Origin of the sequence: Alcanivorax sp. IL2, assembly GCF_047495475.1 — a bacterium.
In the GTDB taxonomy this organism is placed as follows: Bacteria; Pseudomonadota; Gammaproteobacteria; order Pseudomonadales; family Alcanivoracaceae; genus Alcanivorax.
Map to the genome: position 1 here is coordinate 1,140,236 of NZ_CP179932.1, position 16,350 is coordinate 1,156,585.

At 60.0% G+C, this 16,350-nt stretch carries 14 protein-coding genes; 7 read left to right on the forward strand and 7 right to left on the reverse strand.

The features are described 5' to 3' along the window. Positions 1-125: 125 nt before the first annotated feature. The 4 genes from ACMG4N_RS05360 to ACMG4N_RS05375 form a co-directional block, all read right to left on the reverse strand. Positions 126-1,367, reverse strand: a complete 1,242-nt coding sequence (locus tag ACMG4N_RS05360) for an acyl-CoA dehydrogenase family protein (RefSeq protein WP_414433045.1) — start codon at positions 1,365-1,367, stop codon at positions 126-128. 105 nt (positions 1,368-1,472) lie between these two features. Then, a complete protein-coding gene (locus ACMG4N_RS05365) occupies positions 1,473-2,156 on the reverse strand; it encodes a 2-phosphosulfolactate phosphatase (RefSeq protein ID WP_414433046.1) in 684 nt (227 codons plus the stop codon). Positions 2,157-2,181: 25 nt separating this feature from the next. After that, entirely contained in the window at positions 2,182-2,724 is a 543-nt protein-coding gene (locus tag ACMG4N_RS05370) for a hypothetical protein (RefSeq protein WP_297769719.1), read from the reverse strand. 154 nt (positions 2,725-2,878) lie between these two features. Continuing rightward, positions 2,879-3,607, reverse strand: a complete 729-nt coding sequence (locus ACMG4N_RS05375) for a ComF family protein (RefSeq protein WP_414433047.1) — start codon at positions 3,605-3,607, stop codon at positions 2,879-2,881. Between the two features lie 42 nt (positions 3,608-3,649). Between ACMG4N_RS05375 and bioB the strand changes: the two genes are divergently transcribed. The 7 genes from bioB (at position 3,650) to ACMG4N_RS05410 (ending at position 12,491) form a co-directional block, all read left to right on the forward strand. Further along, positions 3,650-4,813, forward strand: a complete 1,164-nt coding sequence (gene bioB, locus ACMG4N_RS05380) for a biotin synthase BioB (RefSeq protein WP_286827110.1) — start codon at positions 3,650-3,652, stop codon at positions 4,811-4,813. Between the two features lie 3 nt (positions 4,814-4,816). Next, the gene (bioF, locus tag ACMG4N_RS05385; protein WP_414433048.1) at positions 4,817-5,968 is read left to right on the forward strand and encodes an 8-amino-7-oxononanoate synthase; all 1,152 of its coding nucleotides are present in this window, start codon (positions 4,817-4,819) and stop codon (positions 5,966-5,968) included. A 96-nt stretch (positions 5,969-6,064) separates the two neighbouring features. Next, complete coding sequence (gene bioH / locus ACMG4N_RS05390; RefSeq protein WP_414433049.1) at positions 6,065-6,877, forward strand: pimeloyl-ACP methyl ester esterase BioH; 813 nt, start codon at positions 6,065-6,067, stop codon at positions 6,875-6,877. Further along, a complete protein-coding gene (gene bioC, locus ACMG4N_RS05395; protein ID WP_414433050.1) occupies positions 6,843-7,664 on the forward strand; it encodes a malonyl-ACP O-methyltransferase BioC in 822 nt (273 codons plus the stop codon). Before bioH ends, bioC begins: the two co-directional genes overlap by 35 nt. A 156-nt stretch (positions 7,665-7,820) precedes the next feature. Further along, entirely contained in the window at positions 7,821-8,465 is a 645-nt protein-coding gene (gene bioD / locus ACMG4N_RS05400; protein WP_297769731.1) for a dethiobiotin synthase, read from the forward strand. A 193-nt stretch (positions 8,466-8,658) separates the two neighbouring features. Beyond that, complete coding sequence (locus ACMG4N_RS05405; protein WP_414433051.1) at positions 8,659-10,383, forward strand: alkaline phosphatase D family protein; 1,725 nt, start codon at positions 8,659-8,661, stop codon at positions 10,381-10,383. Continuing rightward, a complete protein-coding gene (locus ACMG4N_RS05410; protein ID WP_414433052.1) occupies positions 10,380-12,491 on the forward strand; it encodes a metallophosphoesterase in 2,112 nt (703 codons plus the stop codon). The genes ACMG4N_RS05405 and ACMG4N_RS05410 overlap by 4 nt, the downstream gene beginning before the upstream one ends. 187 nt (positions 12,492-12,678) lie before the next feature. Here the strand turns inward: ACMG4N_RS05410 and ACMG4N_RS05415 are convergent, their stop codons facing one another. The 3 genes from ACMG4N_RS05415 to asd all read right to left on the reverse strand — a co-directional run bounded on the left by ACMG4N_RS05415 (position 12,679) and on the right by asd (position 16,346). Continuing rightward, on the reverse strand, positions 12,679-13,740 hold the full coding sequence (locus tag ACMG4N_RS05415) for a glycosyltransferase family 9 protein (protein ID WP_414433053.1): 1,062 nt from the start codon (positions 13,738-13,740) through the stop codon (positions 12,679-12,681). 371 nt (positions 13,741-14,111) lie between these two features. After that, positions 14,112-15,257: an alpha/beta fold hydrolase gene (locus ACMG4N_RS05420; protein ID WP_414433054.1), complete on the reverse strand. Its 1,146-nt coding sequence runs from the start codon at positions 15,255-15,257 to the stop codon at positions 14,112-14,114. A gap of 210 nt (positions 15,258-15,467) precedes the next feature. Further along, positions 15,468-16,346 carry an archaetidylserine decarboxylase gene (asd, locus tag ACMG4N_RS05425; RefSeq protein WP_414433055.1) on the reverse strand — a complete coding sequence of 293 codons (879 nt, stop codon included), beginning with the start codon at positions 16,344-16,346 and terminating at the stop codon, positions 15,468-15,470. Between the last annotated feature and the right edge of the window lie 4 nt (positions 16,347-16,350).

Consider the following 16,350-nt stretch of genomic DNA (forward strand, 5'->3'; position numbering starts at 1 on the left):
AATGGTTGAGTGTATGACGGAACCCAGAGTGTGATGAAGACCACAAAAACCATTCTGCCGGGCGCAATGGTCAATATGCTGACATTGCGCCTGGCAAAAAGCTTACGGACTTTATAGTCAACGGCTTACACGCGCCCCAGCAAGTCCCGGGCAATGGCAATAATCTGCATTTCGTCGGTGCCGGCGTAGATCTGCAGGATCTTGGCGTCGCGCATCAGCTGTTCCACTCGTGATTCGCGCATGTAGCCGTAACCGCCATGGATCTGCACCGCCTCGGTGGCCACTTCCATGGCCGCCTGGGCGGCATACAGTTTCATGGCAGAGGCTTCCGCCAGTGTCATCTGCTGGCCTGCGGCGGTCATCTCGATATAGCGAAACACCATGTTCTGCAGGTTGGTGCGGGCCACTTCCATTTTCGCCAGTTTGAGCTGAATCAGCTGGTTCTGGCCGATTGCCCGGCCGAACTGGACCCGGTCATGGGCGTACTGGGTGCTCAGTTGCAGCGCCCGTTCCACCATACCCAGGGCCATGGCGGCGACACCGGCGCGTTCCTGCATGAAGGTACCCTTGGCGCCGCTGCGGCCGTAGCCGTCTTCACTGCCGCCCAGCAGTCGGTCGGCGCCGACTTTGACGCCAGACAGGAACAGCTCGCCGGTGGGGGAGGAGCCGATCCCCATCTTCTTGAAGGGTTTGGACTGCTCCAGGCCTTCCATGCCGCTGTCGAGAATGAAGGAGACAATCTTGCGCTGGTCGGCGGCGACCCCTTCCTCATCCAGCTTGCAGATCAGGATGATGGTATCGGCATAGGGGCCGTTGGTGATCCAGGTCTTGCTGCCGTTGATGATGTAGCCACCATTGCCGTCACGTTTGGCCAGTGTCTTCATCTGTCCGAAGGCATCGGAGCCAGCGTTGGGCTCTGAGATTGCCCAGGCGCCCACCTTTTCCAGGGTCAGCAGTGGCAGGGCCCAGCGTTCTTTCTGTTCGATGGTGCCCTTGCTCATGATGGCGCCACCGCCCAGGCCCATGGACACGCCCATGGCCGTGACAAGCCCCTGGGCATGCTTGCAGATCTCGATGATGGGGATCATGCGCATGGCGGCTTCTTCGCCGGCCATGGCAGAGGGGCCGGCCTTTTTCTTCTCTTCCACGGTTTCCCCGGCGGCAATGGCCTTCTCCCGGGCCAGCTGTTTCTCGAAGGATTGCTGAGCCATCACATCCATGCCGAAGGTCTTGATCAGCTTGCGCAGGATGTCGTAGGGCGGCACGCCGTTGTATTCGATGTCATCCAGCTGCGGCACGATTTCCTTTTCCACGAAATCGCGCACCATCTTCTGGATCATCTGTTGTTGTTCGGACCACTGGATCATGGGGCTGTCCTGTTCGTTGAAGTGGTTTCAACAGTAACAAGCCCGGCAGGCGAACCGCATTGATCAAAAAGAACGGAAACCTTGACGTTCCGGGTCAACAGCCTGCTAGGTCGCCCGGTGTGCGGTGATGCAGGGGAAAGGATCAAAGCTGACCCGCATGATCAGGGCGTTGTCGCCTTCGCTTGCCGCCGCAGCGTCAATGTCCTGAGGGCGTAGGCGGGGGTGAGTGCCGTCGTAGAATTTTTTGGCGGCCCTGGCGTTCAGGGTGCGTTCGCGGGCGATGGCATAGCTGACGCCTTCGCCGCCAAGCAAATGGCGAATATATTCCGCACAGGCCACGTCTTCATCGCCCGTGGGATGAGAGGCCACCAGTACCACTGTGGGTGGGTTTTGTTCGCGCAGATAGTTGGCGGTCGCTTGCGCATTCACCAGCCCGGCAACCAGTACTTCCTTGCTGTCCCGGGCTTTCAGGGTGGCCGCCACGCCGTTGGTGGTGCGCAGGATCAATTCCCGATCCTGCAAGTCCGCCTGATCGATTTCCCAGGGAGAGTTGCCGAAATCAAACCCCTTGATCGGCAGGGCATCCACTTCTCCGGCCAGCAAGGCGTCGGGCAGGTGCTCGTCACGCAGGGCAAAGGCTTGTTCCGCGTTCTCCACCGGCCAGATGCAGCGCAGACCTTTGCGGAAGGCATGGTGGCTGGTGGTAAACGCACGAATCACATCGATGATCACGGTAATGCCGTGAATATTGTGCGGCGGGTTATGTCCCTGGGCGATATGAACTTCCATCAATGATCCTTTCTTGATCGCTGGCTCAGAACAACAGACCCACCCCCCAGGTGGCATTGTCGAAAATCTCTTCGTCACTGTCCTGGTACTGTTCCACTGCTATGGTAAAAGTGATGCGGTCACCCAGGGTCATGCGGTCCTTGGGGGTACGTTTGCCAGTAAAGAAATCCACCACCGAGCGATAATTGAAATCGGAGCGGAAGCGCAGCAGGTCACCATGATTGCCGTAGCCGTACTGGATCTGCACGATACGACCGAAACCGATGCCGGCATAGGCGTTGTTGACCCGCTCGCCATCAGCTTCGGAAAGGTCGTCCTCGCGCTGGTCTGAGCGCAGCGGCGAATCGCCGAATTTCTTGCTGCCAATGCCGGCGTTGATGGCCACGCTGCTGTAGTTGGCATCGACAAAGAAACCGGTGTCCACGTTTTCAGTGGGGTCGACTCGGCCGACTGAAACAACGGTGCCGCGAATCAGGGTGACGCCGCTGTAACGGTCTTCGGCATGGGCATGGCTGGCAAGGGTGCCGGTGAGTAAAAGCAGAGTTATCAGGGTTATTGTTGTTTTCATGGGTATCCCTCCGTGAACAGGGATTCATTATGCCTAACAGGCGGTTGAAATACAGTCCGGGCGAGTGACTTTCAATGCCGGGGATGAGCTGCAACAAGGGCAGAGTGGCAGGCCGAAACGCAGAGGGTTGCGTGTAATGACAACAGCGTCGCCGTTAACGCTCCCGGGTCCGTGCCAGGGTCCATACCCGTACTTCGGTTGCGCCATGGCGTAGCAGGCATTCGGCGGCGGCGCGGGCGCTGCTGCCAGTGGTCATGACATCATCCACCAGTAGTAGCCTCAGCCCGGTGACCGGCCGGGTGCAGGCAAAGGCGCCATGTAGATTGCGGCGCCGCTGGCGACGACTGAGCCCCTGCTGCATGGGCGTCGCTTGTTGGCGCGTCAGGGCCGTTAATGACGGCATGCCCCACAGACTGGCAAGACGATCGGTCAGCCGCTGACTCTGGTCGAAACCCCGCTGCCAACGGCGCCGCCAGTGAGCGGGCAGCGCGCAGAGGGCATCCATGTCTGGCCAGGGGCAGGGGGTGTCTGCCAGTAACTGTTCGATCCCTCTTTCCGCCACCAGATCACCGCGGTACTTGTAACGACCAATTAGCCTATCCAGTGGGAAGCTGTAGTGCAGAGGGGCCTGGCTGGCAGTAAAGGGGGGAGGCTGACGCAGGCAGCGTCCACAGAGCGGAGCGGGAATGACCCCATGGGGACTACCAGCGGGGTGATGCAGGCCGCATCGACACAGAGGGCCATCCAGGCGCGCCAGCAATACCAGGCAGGAAGGGCATACCTGGTGGCTCTGGGTTTGTCCGCAGAACAGGCAGCGGCAGGATTGGTCAAAAAACAACCTGCAGTAAACTTTTGTTGCCTCTATCAGGTTGACAGGTGTCATATTGCTCCCTAGCCTGCTTGAATTCCCGAATGGAGAAGAAGCATGCCCGCAACCGCCAGCCCCGCCCAATCGCCAGCCTCTGACGTTGCTGTACGCCATGACTGGAAACGCAGTGAGATCGACGCCCTGTTTGCCTTGCCGTTCAACGATTTGCTGTTTCAGGCAGCCAATGTGCACCGGGCCCATTTCGATCCCAATGCCGTCCAGGTGAGCACCTTGTTGTCCATCAAGACCGGCGCCTGCCCGGAGGATTGCAAATACTGCTCCCAGTCCGGTCACTACAACACCGAGCTGGAAAAAGAAAAGCTGCTGGAAGTGGCGCGGGTGGTGGAAGAAGCGCAAGCGGCCCGCGACAAGGGGGCCTCCCGCTTTTGCATGGGGGCTGCCTGGCGGAGCCCTCGCGACAAAGACATGCCCTATGTGCTGGACATGGTGCGGCAGGTGAAATCCCTGGGTCTGGAAACCTGCATGACCCTGGGCATGCTGGATCAAGGCCAGGCGGACGCGTTGGCGGACGCGGGTCTCGATTACTACAACCACAACCTGGATACCTCGCCGGAATACTACGGCCAGGTCATTACCACCCGCACCTATAATGACCGACTCTCCACGCTCGCCAATGTACGCGATGCCGGCATGAAGGTGTGCTGTGGCGGTATCGTCGGCATGGGCGAGCAGCGCGATGACCGGGTCGGTCTGCTGCAGCAGCTTGCCAATCTGCCGCACCATCCGGAATCCGTGCCCATCAACATGCTGGTGAAGATCGAAGGGACACCGCTGGCGGAGGTGGATGACCTGGACCCGTTCGAGTTTGTCCGCACTGTGGCGGTGGCGCGTATTCTGATGCCGCAATCCTATGTGCGCCTGTCCGCCGGCCGCCAGGAAATGAACGATGAGGCCCAGGCCCTGTGCTTCCTGGCCGGTGCCAACTCCATCTTCTACGGCGAGCGGCTGTTGACCACGGACAACCCGGAAGCCAACCACGATCAGCAATTGTTCAAGCGCCTGGGCATTCATCCTCTGGATTTGCGTCATGAAGCGTCCGACGAAGCCCATGAGGATGTGATCAAGGCCCAGGTGGCGGAGCAGCAGGCAGAAGAGGCCGGGCTGTTCTATAACGCCATGGCGCAGAATGACGGCGGCAAACGCCCCGCCAAACATGTGCTGGACAAGGACACCGGCCGTCCCGCTGCCACCGAACATTGAGCCATGGCTTTCGATCTGGCCGCCGACCTGGCGGCTCGCCGTGAGCAACATCGTTACCGGCAACCCCTGATTCAGGATGGTCCCTGTGGCCGCTATGCGGTGGTGGACGGGCGCTGGTATCTGAATTTCTGCAGCAATGATTATCTTGGATTGGCCAATGATCCGGCGGTGATCGCCGCCTTTCAGGGGGCAGTGGCAGACTGGGGCGTCGGCAGTGGTGCCTCCCATCTGGTCTGCGGTCATCAGCGTCCCCACCAGCAACTGGAAGAGGCGCTGGCTGATCATGTCGGGCGCGAAAGAGCGCTGCTGTTTTCCAACGGTTACATGGCCAATCTGGGCGTGATGACCGCCTTGCTGGGCAAGGGCGATGCGGTGTTTCACGACCGCCTCAATCATGCCTCCCTGCTGGATGGTGGCTTGCTCAGTGGTGCCCGGTTTCGCCGTTTTGCTCACAACGATTCATCTGCTCTGCGTGGCCAGCTGCAGCGCAGTGATGCGCGCCGCAAGCTGGTGGTCACTGACGGGGTGTTCAGCATGGATGGCGATGTGGCGCCCTTGGCTGATTATGCCGCTGCCTGCGAAGACAATGATGCCTGGCTGATGGTGGACGATGCCCATGGCCTGGGCGTACTGGATGCGCAGGGGCGTGGCAGTGTCTTTGCGCAGGGCGTGAATGAGAGGGTGCCGGTACTGATGGGCACGCTCGGCAAGGGGCTGGGTAGCGCCGGTGCCTTCGTGGCTGGCAGCCATGCATTGATCGAGACCCTGATACAATTCGCGCGTACCTATATCTACACCACCGCCATGCCGGCAGCGGTGGCGACGGCCACCCTGGTTAGCCTGTCCAAGGCCCGCGAAGAACATTGGCGAAGAGAAAAACTGGCGGCACTGATCCAGCATTTTCGTGTTGGTGCCCAGCAACTGGGTTTCTCTCTGATGGAATCGGCCACGCCGATCCAGCCTTTGCTGATCGGTGCGGATCAGCAGGCCCTGACACTTAGCCAGCAGCTGCGCGAGAAAGGATTTCTGGTCACCGCCATTCGCCCGCCAACGGTGCCGGAGGGTCAGGCTCGCTTGAGGGTGACGTTGTCGGCCAGCCATCAAGAAACGGATGTGGAGGCGTTGTTGGTGGCGCTGGAAGAGGTTGGACGCTGAATGTTGGATGTCGGTCGCTAACCTCGAAAACCCGATACTGTTGTTTGTTTTTGTCGCCAGGGCTCAGACCTCCGACGACAGACCAAGGAAAATCGAATGCCCAAGCTGATCCCTTTCCACAACACCTACAAAGCCACCGGCGTCCCGGATGCGGATGCCCAGGATGTGGTGCTGATCCATGGCTGGGGTCTGCATGCCATTGTCTTTGACGACATTGTGCCGGCGTTGCTGGAACGGTTCCGTGTCACTGTGGTGGATCTGCCGGGCATGGGGCAGAGTCCGCTCCCCAATGATGACTACACCCTGGGCTTTCTCGCCGACCAGGTGTTGGCGATCATGCCGGAACAGGCCCATTTGCTTGGCTGGTCCCTGGGTGGGCTGGTGGCATTGGCCATGGCAGAGAAGGCGCCGCAGAGAGTGCAGTCTGTCGTCACCGTGGCCACGTCCCCCCGCTTCACTGCGGCCGCAGATTGGCCGCCAGCCATGAAGGCGGACATCCTGGCCAAGTTTGCCGAGATGTTCGACGAGGATTACGAGGGTACCCTGGTGCGCTTCCTGGCCCTCAACTGCAAGGGCAGTGCGGCCATGCGTGAAGACACCGCGCGCCTGAAAGACATTCTTTATTTCTGCGGCCTGCCGGCGCGCAGGGCCCTGCGCGGCGGTCTCGATATTCTCCGTGATACGGACCTGCGCGGTACGCTGAAATCCCTGCCCATGCCGGTGCTGATGGTGTTCGGCGAGAACGATCATATCGTGCCGGCGGCCGCCATGGCGGCGGTGGAGCCCCTGATTCAAACCGGCCGCACCGCCCTGATCGAACAGGTGGCCCATGTGCCTTTCCTGTCCGCCCCCGATACGTTTACCCGGGCCGTCTATGACTTCTATCGCGACCATCGACTGGTTGGCTGAGCCGACTGTGGACTCGCCACTAAAGACTGCTGTCAGTCAGCATTTCAGCCGTGCCGCGCGGAGTTACGATGCGCACGCGGAGCTGCAGCTGGCTGTGGGGCGCTCGCTGGTCCAGCGACTGCCTGACCAACTGGTGAAGCCGGCGGCTCTCGATCTTGGCTGTGCCACCGCACCCTTTGCCCGTGCCCAGCAACAGGCTCTGCCGGAGGTGTTATGGCAGGCGGTGGATTTGTCATCCGATATGCTTAACGAAGCCGCTGAACGGGGCCGACTCAACGATCATTACCAGCCCCTGTGCGCGGATGCGGAATCCCTGCCGCTGCAGGCGTCGTCCCAGGGGCTGGTGTTTTCCTGTTTTGCCTTGCAGTGGTGCCACCCGGTCAGGGTCATGGCGGAGGTGTGCCGGGTGTTGGCCCCGGGAGGGCGGTTGTTGCTGGCGGTCCCCCTGGCTGGTTCTCTGCAGGAATTGAATCAGAGCTGGCAGGGAGTCAATCATCGTCCCCATGTGAATCCCTTGCCGTCGTTGAAGGACTGGCAGGGCGCGGCTTTGCAGGCTGGGTTTGCCTATGCGCAATGCCAGCAACAGGTGATGGTGGAATACTACGATTCGGTCAAACAGATTGCTCGCCGCCTCAAGGCTACCGGCGCGGATCACGTGAATGGCGCCAGCGGCCTCACCGGCAAGAATGCCTGGCAGGCGATGGTGGCAGAATACGAAACCAGGCGTACCGGGCAGGGGTTGCCGCTGACCTGGAATGTGTTGTTCCTGGAAGCGGAAAAGCTTTGAGCTACGCTGATTGGATTAAGAAAAACTTGGACGTTCGCGGGGGTTCTGAAGTTTCTACGAAGCCGCTTGTAGGAGTTCCTCTTGAGGGACGAACCGTGCGAAGCACGGAATCGACCGAAGGGCGATCAAAGCGATAAGCTCAACCCAAGGATAGCTATGGAAAACCAAAAACCACCGCTCCCCGCACTCAAAGGCATCTTCTTCGTCACCGGCACCGACACCGAAGTCGGCAAGACCTGGGTGAGCTGTCGTCTGCTAGAGCGTGCCCGCGAAGCCGGCTTGAGTTGCTACGGTCTCAAGCCGGTAGCCGCCGGGTGTGAGGAAACCGCAGAGGGCTGGCGCAATGATGATGCCCTGCAGTTGATGGCGGCCAGCTCGGTGACATTGCCCTATGAGTTGGTTAATCCGGTGGCGTTGAAAGCGCCGGTTGCGCCGCATATTGCTGCCCGGCAGGAGGGAAAGGCCATCACTCTGTCACGGTTGGTGGGTTATGTGCGCGGCGCCCTGAGTGCTCATAAAGCAGACCTGATTCTGATTGAAGGCGCGGGCGGCTGGCGGGTGCCTCTCAATGACCGGGAAATGCTATCCGGCCTGGCTAGTGCCCTGGAGCTACCGGTTATTCAGGTAGTGGGGATGAAACTGGGCTGTATCAATCATGCACTGTTGACCGCGGAAGCGATTGAAAAGGATGGGCTCCAGTATGCGGGCACCATGGCCAACTGCTTCGGTGAGATGGACGTGCAGGAGGAGAATCTGCTTACCCTTCGACAGCATCTGCCCGGCGCATTTGCGCTGGTGTAGCGCGTTTTTCCCGGCCATCGTCATAGATTTTTCAGCCGTTATTCATGCCTCTGTCACCTTTAACTGGGCGGTTACAGGGGGCTACATAGTACTACAGTGCAACTACCCAAGGCCCACTGTCCCGATGCAATTTCCTGCCTAATCTTGAGTCGTCAGCGCGTGAAGCGATGGCGTTCAATCAGGGGGAAATTCCATGGATCACAAACGACGTCGCCTGGTGCAGGCGCTGGGTGCGGGCAGTACGCTCGCATTAGCGGGTTGCGGGGGTGGCAGCAGTTCGCCAACGACATCGGTTAATACACCGACACCGAATCAGCCCGAGATTCCGGATCAGCCTGATGCATTGCCCTCTGCGTCTTTTCTGCATGGGGTGGCATCCGGGGACCCACTGTCCGACCGGGTTATTCTGTGGACGCGGGTAACGCCAGACCTTGGCAACGGTGAGGATGTGGCGGTGGCGGTTACCGTGGCCAGTGATCCGGCCATGCAGCAGATCGTGGCTACTTATGCGGCTACGGCCACGGCAGCAGCAGACTACTGCGTGAAGGTGGATGCCTCGGGCCTGCAGGCAGACCGCTGGTACTACTATCAGTTTGCGGTGGCGAACAAGACCTCTGCGGTGGGTCGTACCCGGACCTTTCCGGCCTCTGATCGTTTTATCGACCGCGCCCGTTTCGCGGTGGTGTCCTGTTCCAATTATCCCAATGGATTTTTCTCGGTGTACCGGGCGGTGGCCAATCACTCGGACCTGGATTTTGTCCTCCACCTTGGGGATTACATCTACGAATATGGCGCGGGAGAATATGGTGATTTTCCCGACCGTGACCCGCTGCCGGCCCATGAAATGGTGTCGCTGAGCGATTACCGCCAACGCCATGCCCAGTACAAGACCGATCAGGATCTGCAGGCGATTCATCAGCAATTCCCCATGATCGCTGTCTGGGATGATCACGAATCTACCAACGACAGCTACCGCGACGGTGCCGAGAATCACCAGCCGCTCACTGAAGGCGACTGGGAAACCCGCAAACAGATTGCCCAGCAGGCCTACTTCGAATGGCTGCCCATTCGCCCTCGCGAACCGGGTAATAACAGTGTGATCTATCGCCGTTTCCAGTTCGGTGATCTGCTGGATCTGACCATGCTGGACACGCGTCTGGAAGGCCGTGACGAGCAACTGACGATTCCCGCTGACCCGGCCCGCAACGATGAAGACCGCCACCTGATCAGTGCCGAGCAGATGGACTTTCTGCTCGACAGTCTCAGCGCCTCCACCAGTCAGTGGCGTTTCATCGGCCAGCAGGTCATGTTTGCCCAGCTCAACATTGCCGAGCTGCCGACCCTGGATGAGCGCAGCGCACAACTGCGCGGCAATCTGTCCGCCATCAACATGGATCAATGGGATGGCTATGCGGCAGACCGACTGAAAATTCTCAACCATATCGACGACAACAACATCGATAATGTGGTGATTCTCACCGGGGATATTCATACCTCCTGGGCCAGTGAAATCTATCGCAACCCGGGCTCATTACTCGGTGATCTGTTCGACAAGCCGCTGGCAGCAGAGCTGGTCACCCCGGCGGTGACCAGCCCGGGATTCCCGGACGGGGCGGCAGAAGTGGCCGGCGCGCTGATTCCAGTGGTTAACCCGCATATCCGTTATGTGGAAGCCAAATCCCGCGGTTTCATTCTGGTGGACGTGGATCGCCAGCGTACCCAGGGCGAGTTCTACTACGCGCAGAGCATCGAATCCTTCGATCAGCGTGGCCAGATCGATACCAGCAAGACCAAGGTTGTGGCGGTGAAAAGCGGTGACAGTCGCATTGTCGAAGACCTGCCCCCGTCTCGGCCGCGTTCCCTGCGCACCGCGGCTTTCTATCCTCCTGTACCGAATTCCGATGAGGTGATGTCATGACTTTTCCCTGGAAACTGTTGCCCCTGGTGGCGGCATTGACGCTGACAGCCTGTGGCGGCGGGGGCTCTTCCGGCTCCGGCCCGGCGAACAGCGATGACGCTGGCGGTAACAGCGAAACTCCCAACAACCCATCCGAGCCGGGGGATGGAGAAGGTGGTGATGAGGGCGGTGAAGGGCCGGTGGCCAGCAACCCGCCAGCGGCACTGCGTTTTATTGTGATCGGTGATTCCGGTAGTGGCTCTGCCGGTCAGTATGCGGTGGGTGAAGCCATCGCCGAAGTCTGCCAGCGCAAAGATGAGTTTGTGGACGACATGGCGTTTCCGGGCTGTGACCTGGTTGTCGGCTTGGGTGACAACATCTACGAGTCCGGTGTCACCAGTGTGGACGACCCCCAATTCGCAGAAAAATTTGAGAAGCCTTTCGAGCCGGTGCAGCTGCCTTTCTATATGGTCCTGGGTAACCACGACAATACGGCCTATGTGGGCGGCGACGGCGCGGGAAATTCACGTGGTGAGTTTCAGGTAGATTACACCTACTTCGACGGCAAACTGTCCAACCGTTGGAATATGCCGGACCGTTATTTCCTGCATAGTGCTGGCACCACCCACACCAATCCCCGATCGCTGGTGGATTTCGTGGCACTGGATTCCAACCCCATTGCCGGTGGTTTCGGTGATCCGGATATCGCCTATGCCTACCACACCTATGGCATCGACCAGCGCAACTGGACGGTGAACACTCTGGCCGGCTCCAATGCCGTGTTCAAGATCGCCATGGCCCACCATCCCTATTTGTCCAATGGTACCCATGGCAACGCCGGCAACTATGATGGTGTGCCCAGTGAGATTCTGCCGGTGTTGGCCGGGGAGCGCTGGAAGGCGTTTATGGAAGAAGCAGTCTGTGATCAGACCGACTTTTTCTTTGCTGGTCACGACCATGATCTGCAGGTTCTCGAAGCGGTGCCGGAGTGCGGCCGTACCGAGTTCGTGGTCAGTGGCGCCGCCGGCAAGACCCGGTCCATTGATGATCCGCAACGCAATGCGGCGCGTTTCCAGCAAGGCGATGTCTATGGTTTCTTCTGGATGAAGGCCACTGAAGCCGACCCGGTTACCCTGGCGCCGGCCACCCTCTGCCTGGATGCCTATGTGGTAGAGCCGGAGGCAGAAGGACTGGGCGTGATCAGCAACGGCGAGCTGACCCCGGCCTATACCCACTGTTATGACAAACAGCCTATGACGGGGTTGGTGCCGGGCAATGATTTTTCCGGTCTGCCCCTGGGTGACGGCGCCTTGCCGCTGCCATTGCCGGACAGCTTTGATGCGGATTTTACTGGTCCGCTGAAAGAGCTGCGTGAAACCCTGGTGTCCGGTTTTACCCAGGCCGGTGCCAATTTGCCCGACGATCAGCGTCAGGTGTTCGACCAGATGATTGCCGGGACCGATATCCTGTTCAATGCCATGGATGCGGCCACCGCTGCGATCCTGCAAGGCGACAGTAGTGGAATCACCCAGTCCGTTCAGGCGGTGCTGGCGGCGTCGGAGCAATTGCAGGCCATCGATACCAGCGGTCTGCCGGCACCCTTTGATCAACTGGGCGGTGCGTTCGATGCCCTGGCCGCCGGTTTTGGTGGCGGTGGTGGTGATGCGGGTGAAGGCGGCACGGTGGAAGACATTGCCTTTATCGCCGGCCCGCTGGTGGCATTGTCCCGCAACCTGAACAATATTCTTGATGGCATTGAAGAGCAGGTGCCGAGCGACGTGCCAGTGTTTGCCGGGCTGACCTCGGTGCTCTCTACCGTTTCTCTGGGTCTGGCGAATACCCTGGAGCAACTGGTCCTGCTGGATACCAGTGCCACCGGTGAGCAACTGGTGGGCACGGTACAGCAGACCCTGGAGAATCTGGTCAACGACGTGCTCTGGCTCAACCAGATTCCCGGCGCGGAGGATTATGCGACCTTGCCGGGTGATGCGCTGTCTTCAGGGCTGCTGATCGTGGTGCGGGAAGTGACCGAACAACTGGATGAGCGACTGCTCAGCCCCCTGGCACCGCTGCTGGATCTGTTGTCGCCGATCACCGGGTTGCTGGCCGGATTGTTTGATGGCTTCTGATTGCCAATAGAAAAGACAATCTCCCATGTCTCTAGACCGTGAGGTGGAAACACCTCGCGGTTTTTTTCAGGGTGAAAAAGGCCGTTGGAGCTTTGCTTGCAAAGCGAAGGGTCGAAAATACTCAGGAAGTCCCCTGGAATATCCGCCTTGCGAGCAAGGCTCCAACGGTGATTCGGGACGGGCCGTATCAGGAAATGCGCAACGTCTTCATCGGGCCCGGGTGGGCGACAGGTATCACTCCCAGTTCTTCCAGGGTATTGACCACCCGGTCCACCGTAATGCGTTGCAGGCAGGGGTAGCTGTCCAGGGCGCAACTGCTGCGTTCGCAATCCCGATGGCAATGCTGCCAGCGCAATACCTGTGCATGGGGGGAGAGTGGGTGCCAGAGGGTGTCATCGGTGGGCCCGAACAGGGCCACGGCAGGCAGTCCGCAAGCTGCGGCCAGATGCATGGGGCCGCTGTCGTTGCCGACAAAGCCGCGGCTGCGTTTCAGCAAGGCGATCAGCCCGGCGAGGCTGAGCTGATCGCACAGGTCGATAACCGGGTCGCAGAGAAAGCTCTGGATACGGGCAATCTGCTGGCGATCTTTCTGGCCAGCGCCAATCAGCAGTGGGGTAAGCCCGGCTCGGCGCAGCTGTTGGCAAAGCGCAGCAAATTGCTCTGCGTGCCAGATTTTGTATGTCTTGGTGGCGCCGGCATGAATGGCCACCAGACCATCCGTTGAGTCGATGTCTGTCAGGATAGCGTCCACTTCTTTCATGCCATCGGCGCTGGCATTCAGGGGCAGATAACGTGCCGGTGAGTTGGCGGCAGGTTGGCTCAGGCTGGCATAGCCTTGCCAGCGATGGCCAGACCAGTCCGCTTGCGGTTGTCGGGTGTAGAACCACTGGCCATGGCGGCGACGCGGCCCGATGCGCTCGGCGGCACCACTTAATCGCGCCAGCGTGGCAGACTTCTGCTCCCCCTCGATATCCACCGCCACGTCCGCGTTGAAGCGACGCATGGCCATGACCAGCTGCAGGTAACGATGCACTCGCTGAAACAGCGGTGCCTGCCGAGACAGGGCCTGCTCCGGGTAATACAACAGACGAGTCTCACCGGGCAGGCTCTGCTCCACCAGCGATTGATAGCGCTGACTCACCACCAGCAACGCGTCTGGCTGTGCGGCCAGCATGGCGCGCAGATGGGGCAGGGCTATCAGCAGATTGCCCATGTGGCTGCAGGGAAACAGAATCAACAGGCGAGACATAACAGGCTGGTCGTTATCCATAACATGGCATAACAGCCTAGAGAGATAGGGTGTCGGTTACATGACAACAGGCAGCTACGAGCTACGTTCGATGGGATAGGGAAAGGTTGGAAAGTTCCCGGTGTCTCTTCATTTCTACGAAGCCGCTGTAGGAGCTATGTTTGCATGGCGAACCGCGCTTGCGCGGAAATCGACCGGAGGGCGATCAGGAATCTCGGAGCTCGACAGGTTTCAGAAAAGAATGGCGGCTAGATTGAACTCTGCCGCCTCGCTACGCTCGGTTCGCCATGCAAGCATAGCTCCTACAAAAAATGGGGGCACGGCACAATTCGGTTGCACGACCACGCCCGCCTAGGAGCTCGCAGCTGCTTTCAATCCCGCTCAATTAACCAGTCGGCGATCCTGCCCCAGCTCTGCTTCTGTGCTGCGGCGCTGCCAAGGATGCCCATGTGGCCCCCTTCAATGGTGATGAAGGTTTTGTCCTTGCTGCGGATCAGCGGCTCCATGGCCTGGCTGCATTCCGGTGTGACGATGGGGTCGCTGGCGCCGGTAACGTTGAGCACATTGGCGGTAACCTGGTTCAGGTGGCCTTCGGTGCCTTCCATGGGGAGCTGGCCGTGGGCCACCACATTGTCGGTCCACAGGTAGCGGATGATGTCCTGAATCACACCGCCCGGGTACGCCACCATGTCGTCCAGGAAAGCACCGTTGGTGGCGTGGGCGGAGACGAAATCCCGGTCGTGCAGGTTCTTCACCAGATTCCAGTAGCCCTGCAGGCTGCCCACCGGATTGGTGAGCTTGAACGCCAGGCTGTTCATCCAGCCCGGGGAGCGCAGTAGCCCTGCCGGTACATCATGGATGCGCAGGCCGGTGCTGCTGCGTATCCATTTGGCGCGGCGGCTGAAGCGGCGGTACTGGGCGCCCAGGGCGCCGTTGCGGTGATAGTCCGTGGGCGCGCCTACCAACACCAGGTTCTTGATATCCGGGTCCTGGCCCAGTGCGCTGTAGCAAAGGCTGAACAGGCCGCCGAAGCTCCAGCCGTGCAGGCTGAGCTGCTGTTTGCCGCTGTGCCGTCGTACCTGCACCAGCAGCTTGGGCAGGTAGTCGGAAAAGTAGCTGCTCAGGTTCAGGTGGTTGTGATACTTGCCGGGCCGGCCCCAATCCACCATGTACAGTTCGAAGCCGCGGGCGCGCAGGTAGCGCACCAGGCTGCGCTGGGGGAACAGGTCATAGATCAGCATGTTCACTGCCAGCGGGGCCACCAATACCAGTGGTGTGCGCTGGGTGTCCCTGCTCACGGACATCACCGTGCCATCGGTAAGCGGGATGGCGTTTTCCTGCAGCGGTGGGTAGTAGCGCAGCTTCACCAGGCCATCGTCGAACAGGGTCTCGTAGGGGGTCTGTTCTGCCTGGCTCAGGGCGTCCGCCTGGAACAGCCGGGCGCGGCCGTTATCCAGGCGTTGTCGCCAGGGGCGGGTGGTGTTGTGGAGAGCCTGTTGCAGGGTGTCAGTGATCATGGTTCCACCGGCGATGAATTCATTGGGCGGCCATTGTAGGGAAGATGCGCCAATCTGCAGTTGCTTTGCGGACCGCTCCTGATGTCAGGCGGGACACCCGCTCAATCCGGGTCATTGAATGAGTGGAGTATATGGGGTAGACGAGAAAGGAAAGAATGTTTCGGTTTCAGAGAGGGGAACGGGCCGATGGAACCGGCCCGTTGTCCGTAATCAGGCTTGGCTGCCTTCGCTGTACTGTCCCAGCTTGCCTTTCACCCGCACCAGGCTGCCGGCTTTCAGATCGGCTTCGAAATTCGCTTTGCCTTCCGGGAACAACAGCACCACGGTGGAGCCGAGCAGGAAACGGCCCAGTTCGTCGCCTTTTTCCAGAGTAATGGGGGCGGTGCGCAGGTAGTCGGTGGTCACCACCTGTTTCGGCAGGGGGGTCACCTGACCGCTGAACACGGTTTCGATGCCCGCCACAATCATGGCGCCTACCAGAATCACCGCTGCCGGGCCGCGCTCGGTGTCAAAGATGCACACCAGTCGCTCGTTGCGGGCAAACAGGTTGGGCACGCCGTTGGCGGTGGCCTCGTTCACCGAAAACAGGTCGCCGGGCACGTAGCGGGTTTCGCGCAGGGTGCCGGTCAACGGCATATGCACGCGGTGATAGTCCCGGGGTGACAGATAGATAGTGGCGAACTGGCCATTGGTGAATTCGCTGGCCAGGGCGCTGTCGCCGCCGAGCAGGTCGTACAGGGAGTAGTCGTGGCCCTTGGCCTGGAACACCTGATTGGCGCGAATGGCGCCGAGCTGGCTCACCGCGCCGTCCGCCGGGCAGGCGATGTCGGCGGCGTCAGACGCTTCCAGCGGGCGAGCGTCCGGCTTCAGCGCCCGGGTAAAGAAGGCGTTGAAGGTTTCGAACTGGTCCGGGTCTTCAATCTGGGCTTCGGACAGGTCAATGCCGAAGCGCTTCATGAAGAGGTTGATGAAGGTGGTTTTGATCCATGGTACTTCGCTACGCGCCAGCATGCCCACCAGCCGGGATAAGGCGTGCTGGGGAATCAGGTATTGCAGGGTAACGAAGAGCTTGTCGCGCCAGTTGTTCAAGGGA

Excerpts from the sequence above, each read along its gene's own strand:
- ACMG4N_RS05360 (WP_414433045.1), bottom strand. The coding sequence starts at position 1,367 with ATGATCCAGTGGTCCGAACAACAACAGATGATCCAGAAGATGGTGCGC.
- ACMG4N_RS05365 (WP_414433046.1), bottom strand. The coding sequence starts at position 2,156 with ATGGAAGTTCATATCGCCCAGGGACATAACCCGCCGCACAATATTCAC.
- ACMG4N_RS05370 (WP_297769719.1), bottom strand. The coding sequence starts at position 2,724 with ATGAAAACAACAATAACCCTGATAACTCTGCTTTTACTCACCGGCACC.
- ACMG4N_RS05375 (WP_414433047.1), bottom strand. The coding sequence starts at position 3,607 with ATGACACCTGTCAACCTGATAGAGGCAACAAAAGTTTACTGCAGGTTG.
- bioB (WP_286827110.1), top strand. The coding sequence starts at position 3,650 with ATGCCCGCAACCGCCAGCCCCGCCCAATCGCCAGCCTCTGACGTTGCT.
- bioF (WP_414433048.1), top strand. The coding sequence starts at position 4,817 with ATGGCTTTCGATCTGGCCGCCGACCTGGCGGCTCGCCGTGAGCAACAT.
- bioH (WP_414433049.1), top strand. The coding sequence starts at position 6,065 with ATGCCCAAGCTGATCCCTTTCCACAACACCTACAAAGCCACCGGCGTC.
- bioC (WP_414433050.1), top strand. The coding sequence starts at position 6,843 with ATGACTTCTATCGCGACCATCGACTGGTTGGCTGAGCCGACTGTGGAC.
- bioD (WP_297769731.1), top strand. The coding sequence starts at position 7,821 with ATGGAAAACCAAAAACCACCGCTCCCCGCACTCAAAGGCATCTTCTTC.
- ACMG4N_RS05405 (WP_414433051.1), top strand. The coding sequence starts at position 8,659 with ATGGATCACAAACGACGTCGCCTGGTGCAGGCGCTGGGTGCGGGCAGT.
- ACMG4N_RS05410 (WP_414433052.1), top strand. The coding sequence starts at position 10,380 with ATGACTTTTCCCTGGAAACTGTTGCCCCTGGTGGCGGCATTGACGCTG.
- ACMG4N_RS05415 (WP_414433053.1), bottom strand. The coding sequence starts at position 13,740 with ATGTCTCGCCTGTTGATTCTGTTTCCCTGCAGCCACATGGGCAATCTG.
- ACMG4N_RS05420 (WP_414433054.1), bottom strand. The coding sequence starts at position 15,257 with ATGATCACTGACACCCTGCAACAGGCTCTCCACAACACCACCCGCCCC.